7 protein-coding genes are annotated in these 5,509 nt (G+C 64.2%); 3 read left to right on the forward strand and 4 right to left on the reverse strand.

Annotated elements, in window-relative coordinates; translation table 11 throughout:
• Positions 1-44: 44 nt before the first annotated feature.
• Positions 45-473 (reverse strand): thioesterase family protein, encoded by a 429-nt coding sequence (locus EWM57_RS20525; RefSeq protein WP_129923173.1) that lies wholly within the window; start codon positions 471-473, stop codon positions 45-47.
• 96 nt (positions 474-569) lie between these two features.
• Between EWM57_RS20525 and mnmD the strand changes: the two genes are divergently transcribed.
• From mnmD to EWM57_RS20545, 3 genes are all read left to right on the forward strand, one after another.
• Positions 570-1,244: a tRNA (5-methylaminomethyl-2-thiouridine)(34)-methyltransferase MnmD gene (gene mnmD / locus EWM57_RS20530; RefSeq protein ID WP_129923174.1), complete on the forward strand. Its 675-nt coding sequence runs from the start codon at positions 570-572 to the stop codon at positions 1,242-1,244.
• 417 nt (positions 1,245-1,661) lie between these two features.
• Positions 1,662-2,876: a DUF2157 domain-containing protein gene (locus EWM57_RS20540; RefSeq protein WP_129923176.1), complete on the forward strand. Its 1,215-nt coding sequence runs from the start codon at positions 1,662-1,664 to the stop codon at positions 2,874-2,876.
• 5 nt (positions 2,877-2,881) lie between these two features.
• Complete coding sequence (locus EWM57_RS20545; RefSeq protein WP_129923177.1) at positions 2,882-3,406, forward strand: GDYXXLXY domain-containing protein; 525 nt, start codon at positions 2,882-2,884, stop codon at positions 3,404-3,406.
• A gap of 48 nt (positions 3,407-3,454) precedes the next feature.
• Here EWM57_RS20545 and EWM57_RS20550 read toward each other — a convergent pair whose 3' ends face one another.
• The 3 genes from EWM57_RS20550 to bshC form a co-directional block, all read right to left on the reverse strand.
• Positions 3,455-3,961: an ExbD/TolR family protein gene (locus tag EWM57_RS20550; RefSeq protein WP_129923178.1), complete on the reverse strand. Its 507-nt coding sequence runs from the start codon at positions 3,959-3,961 to the stop codon at positions 3,455-3,457.
• Positions 3,962-4,035: 74 nt separating this feature from the next.
• On the reverse strand, positions 4,036-4,653 hold the full coding sequence (locus tag EWM57_RS20555; protein WP_129923179.1) for a 5-formyltetrahydrofolate cyclo-ligase: 618 nt from the start codon (positions 4,651-4,653) through the stop codon (positions 4,036-4,038).
• Between the two features lie 80 nt (positions 4,654-4,733).
• Positions 4,734-5,509: bacillithiol biosynthesis protein BshC (gene bshC, locus EWM57_RS20560; protein ID WP_129923180.1), on the reverse strand; the 776-nt coding region annotated here is incomplete at its 5' end.

Raw genomic sequence — 5,509 nt, forward strand, 5'->3', positions numbered from 1 at the left:
GCGGCTGGACACTGCTCAACCAGCTGATCCGCATAAAGTTGGCCCTATACCCCGCCCAGCTGGTGCCGGATTTCGTCGCTCACGGCGCGCAGCTTGCGGGTGGAATAGTCGAAGAGCAGCATGCCGGTTTTGGCCCGGGCAATTTCCTTTCCGGCCTGGTTTTTCACCCAGTACACCACGTCGAAGCCGTACTTGTGCAGGTCGGTGGCGGCCAGCTGGCAGTGCAGCACGTCGCCGTAAAAGGCCTCGCCCTTGTACTCAATGGCCACATCGGCCATGATGGTGCCCAGGCGGGTAACGGCGTCAAATTCGGTCAGGCCGCAGTGCTGCAGAAACTGCACCCGGGCCTCGTGCAGCAAACTCAGCAGGGCATCGTTGCCGAGGTGGCCGCCGTAGTTGAGGTCGGTGATGCGCACGGGCAGCTCAACGGTGAGGGAAAAGACGGCGGGAAGGGCAACTTTAATGCGGGCCATATGGGCGGCGGAAAAATTTTACTTGTGCAAGAAGGCTCGTACCTTAACGATTCCCTGCGGGACGGGGTCCACTCCACAACCGAAAAACCAGCCGCTATGATTGAAGTAGAAGTTCGCACAACCGGCGACGGTTCGAGCACGCTGTACGTTCCCGCCCTCGACGAGCACTACCACTCCATGCACGGCGCCCTGCAGGAAGCCCAGCACGTGTACCTGCACGCGGGCCTGGAGCCGGCCCTGACAACGTCCAAGACGCCGCTCTGGGTGCTGGAAATCGGTTTTGGCACCGGCCTCAACGCCCTGCTTACCCTGCAGCGCAGCTTGTCGGCCAAGCAGCCCATCTTCTACGACACGATTGAGAAAAACCCGCTGTCGGCCGCCGTTATCGGGCAGCTGGAGGCGGAGCGCTACCTGCTCAACCCCGAGCTGGTCGACTACCAGCAGCAGCTGCACGCGGCGGCCTGGTCGGTGCCCGTGGCGTTGACCACCCGCTTCGCCCTGCACAAAATCCCGGGCGCTCTGCAGGACACGTCGTTGTGCGAGGAAACCTACGACGTTGTTTATTTCGACGCCTTTGCCCCCGAAAAGCAGCCCGACATGTGGACGGACGAGGTATTTGCCCAGCTCTACGCGGCCACGGCGCCGGGCGGGGTGCTGGTGAGCTACTGCGCCAAGGGCAGCTTCCGCCGCAGCCTGAAAGCCGCGGGCTGGCAGGTGGAAAAGCTGGCCGGCCCGCCCGGCAAGCGCGAAATGACCCGGGCGCGGAAATAAGGTACTGCGGAGTCACAGCTACTTTTTGCTTTTATGCCCAAGCCCGAAACTATTATTGCCTGCCCCCAATGCAACTGGATGCCCACCGGCTTCGAGCAAGACTGGCAGTGTACCTGTGGCTATACTTGGCACACCTTTGCTACCGGCGGCCAATGCCCCAGCTGCCGGCATCAGTGGCAAACCACGCAATGCCTGGCGTGCAGTTGCTCCTCGCCGCACTCCGCTTGGTACCGTACGACACCCGTGCAGTGGTATCACCAGATAAGTCCCAACTAGGCGGCACTGATTCACGCGGCACGGAAACTGGTTTTCTCGGCTTTGAATTAGCAGCCCGGCAACGAAGTCTACCTGTCGGCTCTCGGGTCAAACACGGCGGTAGCACCACTGCTGCCCCTTTCTGCGTAAGTTAGGCAGCATATGAGTCGGAAGCTAGTAGAAACGGAAGGGCCGAAATGGGTGGCTCAGGGCATCATCACGACCGAGCAGCAGCAGCGTCTGCTGGCGTTGTACCCCGACGATGCCCGCGTGGTGGGGCTCTTGCCGCTGCTAGGTTCTCTGCTGGTGGGGCTGAGCGCGCTGAGTTTGATTGCGGCCAACTGGCAGGATTTGCCTGAACTCGTGCGCCTGCTGCTGCTGCTGGGCTCCATGGGCGGAGCCTACGCCGCCGGCGAGTATTTCCTGCGCCGGGGCGGCAACGACTCCCTCGGCATCGGACTCATCGGGCTGGGGCTGGTTTTATTCGGGGCCGGCATCGTGCTGACGAGCCAGATGTACCAGCTCATCGGTTACGACGTGACCGGGCTGCTGGCCTGGGCGGTGGCGGGCACCGCCCTGACGTTCATCTACCAGAGCCGCTTTCTGTTTGCCCTCACGGCCGTTATCGGCGGCATCGTGCAGGGCTACAGCACCGGGCAGCTCAGCGGCTTCAGCTACGTCACGGCGGCCCTCGCGGTGCTGGGGCTGGGCTACTACTGGTGGCGGCGACCCGACGCTCTGCTCGGCGGCATTCTGGCTACCGGCATCATGTGGCAGGCCGGGCTGCTGATTGATTTCCTGCACACCAAAATCACCTGGTTCTTCATCCCGGCCATGCTGGTATACGCCGCCGGCGACTGGCAAACCGACCGGCCCGCCGGCCGCGCCCTGCAGGCTCCGCCCCTCGTGGCGGCCTTCTTGTTCACTTTCGGGCTGGCGCTTTACGGCGAAACCGATACCTACGCCGGGCTGCTGCGGCCGCCGCTGATGGCGTATCTGGGCGCGCTGCTGGCCGTTTTTGCGGTGTCGGTGGCCGGCAAGCGGGTGCGGGGCCGGCTGGGCTCACTCACCGACTGGCTGTTGCTGCTGCCCGGCTTCTACCTGCCCAGCGGACTGGCGTTGGCCGTGGCCACGCTGGTCGTGCTCTACGCCTACTCGGGGGCGGTGCTGTGGCGGGCCCAGCAGGAACACAACGCCGACCGGATTACGCTCGGCACCACGCTGTTTATCCTGACCACCATGGCTGCCTACTTCAAGCTCACCTGGGCTTTTATGGATAAGTCCCTGTTTTTTCTCTGCGGCGGAGCCCTGCTGCTGGGGCTGAGCTGGTATTTGCGGCGGGCCGCGCGGGCTGCCTTACCTCCCAAATCCGAATAGCGGCCATGGCGACTCCCCTGCCCCTGGTGCGCCGTCACCGACTCGTGCTGCTGGCCGTGGCAGCCCAGGTACTGTTTTTGCTGGGCGTGGCGGCGGCCGGCTACGCCACCACGGCCTGGGGCCGCACCCTCACGCTGCGCACCACGCCCGTCGACCCGCGCGATTTGCTCTACGGCGACTACGTGCGCCTCAATTACACCATCAGCCAGCTGCCCAGCCGGCTCTGGCGCGAAACGGGCCGGGCGGCCCAGGCCAATGAGCCAGTGTACGTGGTACTGCAGCCCGCCGACGGCGCCTACGAAGCTACCGGTGTGTACGCCCAAGAGCCAGCAGTTGAGCCCCGGCAGGTGGTGCTGCGCGGCTGGGTTACGAACAGCTGGCGGCACGGCCTGCGCCTACGCTACGGGCTGGAGCGCTACTACGTGCCAGAGGGCCTCGGCCGCCGCCTCGAAAAGCGCCCCACCCTGCTCGTCCAGGTCAGCATTGCGCCCTGGGGGCAGGCCCGTATTACGCGCGTAACGGGATACTAACGGCTCCCGGCCACTAGTATCCCGTTACGTTGCCGGCGTCTGCAGCGGCTAGAGGCGGGGCGTCTGCATAATTCGTTTGTCAGCCTCGTCGAGGTCCACGAGGGCGTATTTTTTCTGGCCGGTGATGTTCATCTCGTCGAGGGCATCAACCATGCTCTGGTAGGAAGCCTCGTCGCCGGGCTTGATGAGCACCACGCCGTCGGGGTTTTGGCGAAACTTGAGCAGCACCTGCCGCAGGCCGTCGGCGGCGAAAGTGGTCGTGTGCAGTTTTGAGGCGTCAGCGCCCGGATTGAGGCCGTAGAAATACTGCACCTGGTGGTCTTTGCCCAGCAGCAGCGTCAGGGCCGCCGAGTCGTCAATCGGCGTCTTTTCGCCTTTCGGGTCGGGCATGGCCACTTCCATCACCGTGGGTTTGTTGAAGGTGGTGGTCAGCATAAAAAAGGTGAGCAGCAGAAAGGCCAGATCCACCATCGGGGTCATGTCGAGGTGAAAAGCCTTCTTGTGGGCCCGGGGCTTGGTGCCCTTGGCGGCGGGAGCATTCTGAATCATGGCCATAACGGTGCGGGGGTTAAGTGAATAGTGCTTACTCCCCGGTAACGCGGCGCCGTGTATTGTATTGCCTGAATATGCTACGAAGCGCTTTCAGGTTCAGTCGCTTCCAGCTCCCCATCCGCGCCGAAGCGCCAGACCCGCTCCGGCGTCAGGCAGGCGTGCAGGCGCACGTCGCCGGCCCAGGCGTCGGTGATGCGCGGCCTCGGCGGCTCCAGGCTGACGCCGATGCGGAGCGCGCCGGGCCGGCACTGACTCAGAAACCGGTCGTAAAAGCCCTTGCCGTAGCCCACCCGGTGGCCCCGCTCGTCGAAGGCCAGCAGCGGAATCAGCACCGCGTCGAAGGCCGCGGGAGCTACTTCGAGCGCCCGCACCGGCTCGGGAATTCCCCATCGGTTATCGACCAGTGCCGTTTCGGGCGTGAGCTGGAAGTGGCGCAGGGTTTGGCCATCGGGCTGCACCACGGGCACGGCCAGCCGGGTGGGCAGCTGCCGCGCCCATATTTCGCGGACCAGCAGCCAAGTGTCGGGTTCGTGCTGGTGCGGAATGGGCAAAAACACGCTCAGCCAGCGCCAGTCGGCCACGGGAAAATGCGCAAACAGCTGCTCCCGGAGCCCCTGGCTGCGCGCAGCCACCTCGGCAGCCGGCAGAGCCCGGCGGCGGGCCAGCATCTGACGGCGCAGCTCTGCTTTCAGCATTGGTGAGTGGGATTTGGTTTGTGGTGGGTGGCTTTTGGTTTGTGGCATTTCGGACCAAAAACCAAAAGCCACAAACCCGTTTACTCCTCTTCCAGCACCGTGAAATCCAGCGCCAGCGGCTCGAAGGCCTCTACGAGCTGGCGCAGGAACTCCGGGTTGTTGATCAGGATGCTGAGCACGTTGTCGGAGCGCTCCTGCAGCTCGCCGCCGGGAAAGAGCTTGTCCTTGAGGGCCGCAAGCTGGGAATAGGCCGTTTCGTGCTTGGCCTCGGCGGCTTTACTGAGGCGCTTTTCCAGTCCGGCCACCCCGCCGGCCACTTTCTGCTGCTCGGCGGCCACGGTCTTCACCAGTGTGGGGTCGAGGCGCTGGGCCAGGTCCGCAATTTCCTTGAATACGGCGGCCAGGGCCTGCTGCTGAGCGGCCAAGCTGACTTCTTCCTGCCCCAGCGTGGCCCCGACTTGTTTCTTAAGCTCGGCCAGCGGCTTGAAGACGTCAGTGGGCGCCAGGCCGAGCTTGCGCAGCTTGCCGGCGCCCGCCTTGCCCAGGTAGAGGGCCGAGTTGCGGAGCAGCACAATCGGAAACGGCACCCCGTAGGTGTCAAACACGGCTTTGAGCTGAAACCAGTAGGCCACTTCCGCCCCGCCGCCGATATAGCACAGGTTGGGCAGCAGCAGCTCCTGATAAAGCGGGCGCAGCACCACGTTGGGGCTGAACTGCTCGGGGTGCTGGCGGGCCAACTCCAGCAGCTCGGCCTTAGTGTGGCAGCGGTTGGTGTTGCGGACGGTAACCTGCACGCAGTCGGCCTCGGCATCGGGCTCGAGCCGCTCCCGCTTGCCGGCATCGGTGAGGAAAAACA

It is taken from the genome of Hymenobacter persicinus (assembly GCF_004167665.1).
Taxonomy (GTDB): Bacteria; Bacteroidota; Bacteroidia; order Cytophagales; family Hymenobacteraceae; genus Hymenobacter; species Hymenobacter persicinus.

Excerpts from the sequence above, each read along its gene's own strand:
- EWM57_RS20540 (WP_129923176.1), top strand. The coding sequence starts at position 1,662 with ATGAGTCGGAAGCTAGTAGAAACGGAAGGGCCGAAATGGGTGGCTCAG.
- EWM57_RS20545 (WP_129923177.1), top strand. The coding sequence starts at position 2,882 with ATGGCGACTCCCCTGCCCCTGGTGCGCCGTCACCGACTCGTGCTGCTG.
- EWM57_RS20555 (WP_129923179.1), bottom strand. The coding sequence starts at position 4,653 with ATGCTGAAAGCAGAGCTGCGCCGTCAGATGCTGGCCCGCCGCCGGGCT.
- mnmD (WP_129923174.1), top strand. The coding sequence starts at position 570 with ATGATTGAAGTAGAAGTTCGCACAACCGGCGACGGTTCGAGCACGCTG.
- EWM57_RS20550 (WP_129923178.1), bottom strand. The coding sequence starts at position 3,961 with ATGGCCATGATTCAGAATGCTCCCGCCGCCAAGGGCACCAAGCCCCGG.
- EWM57_RS20525 (WP_129923173.1), bottom strand. The coding sequence starts at position 473 with ATGGCCCGCATTAAAGTTGCCCTTCCCGCCGTCTTTTCCCTCACCGTT.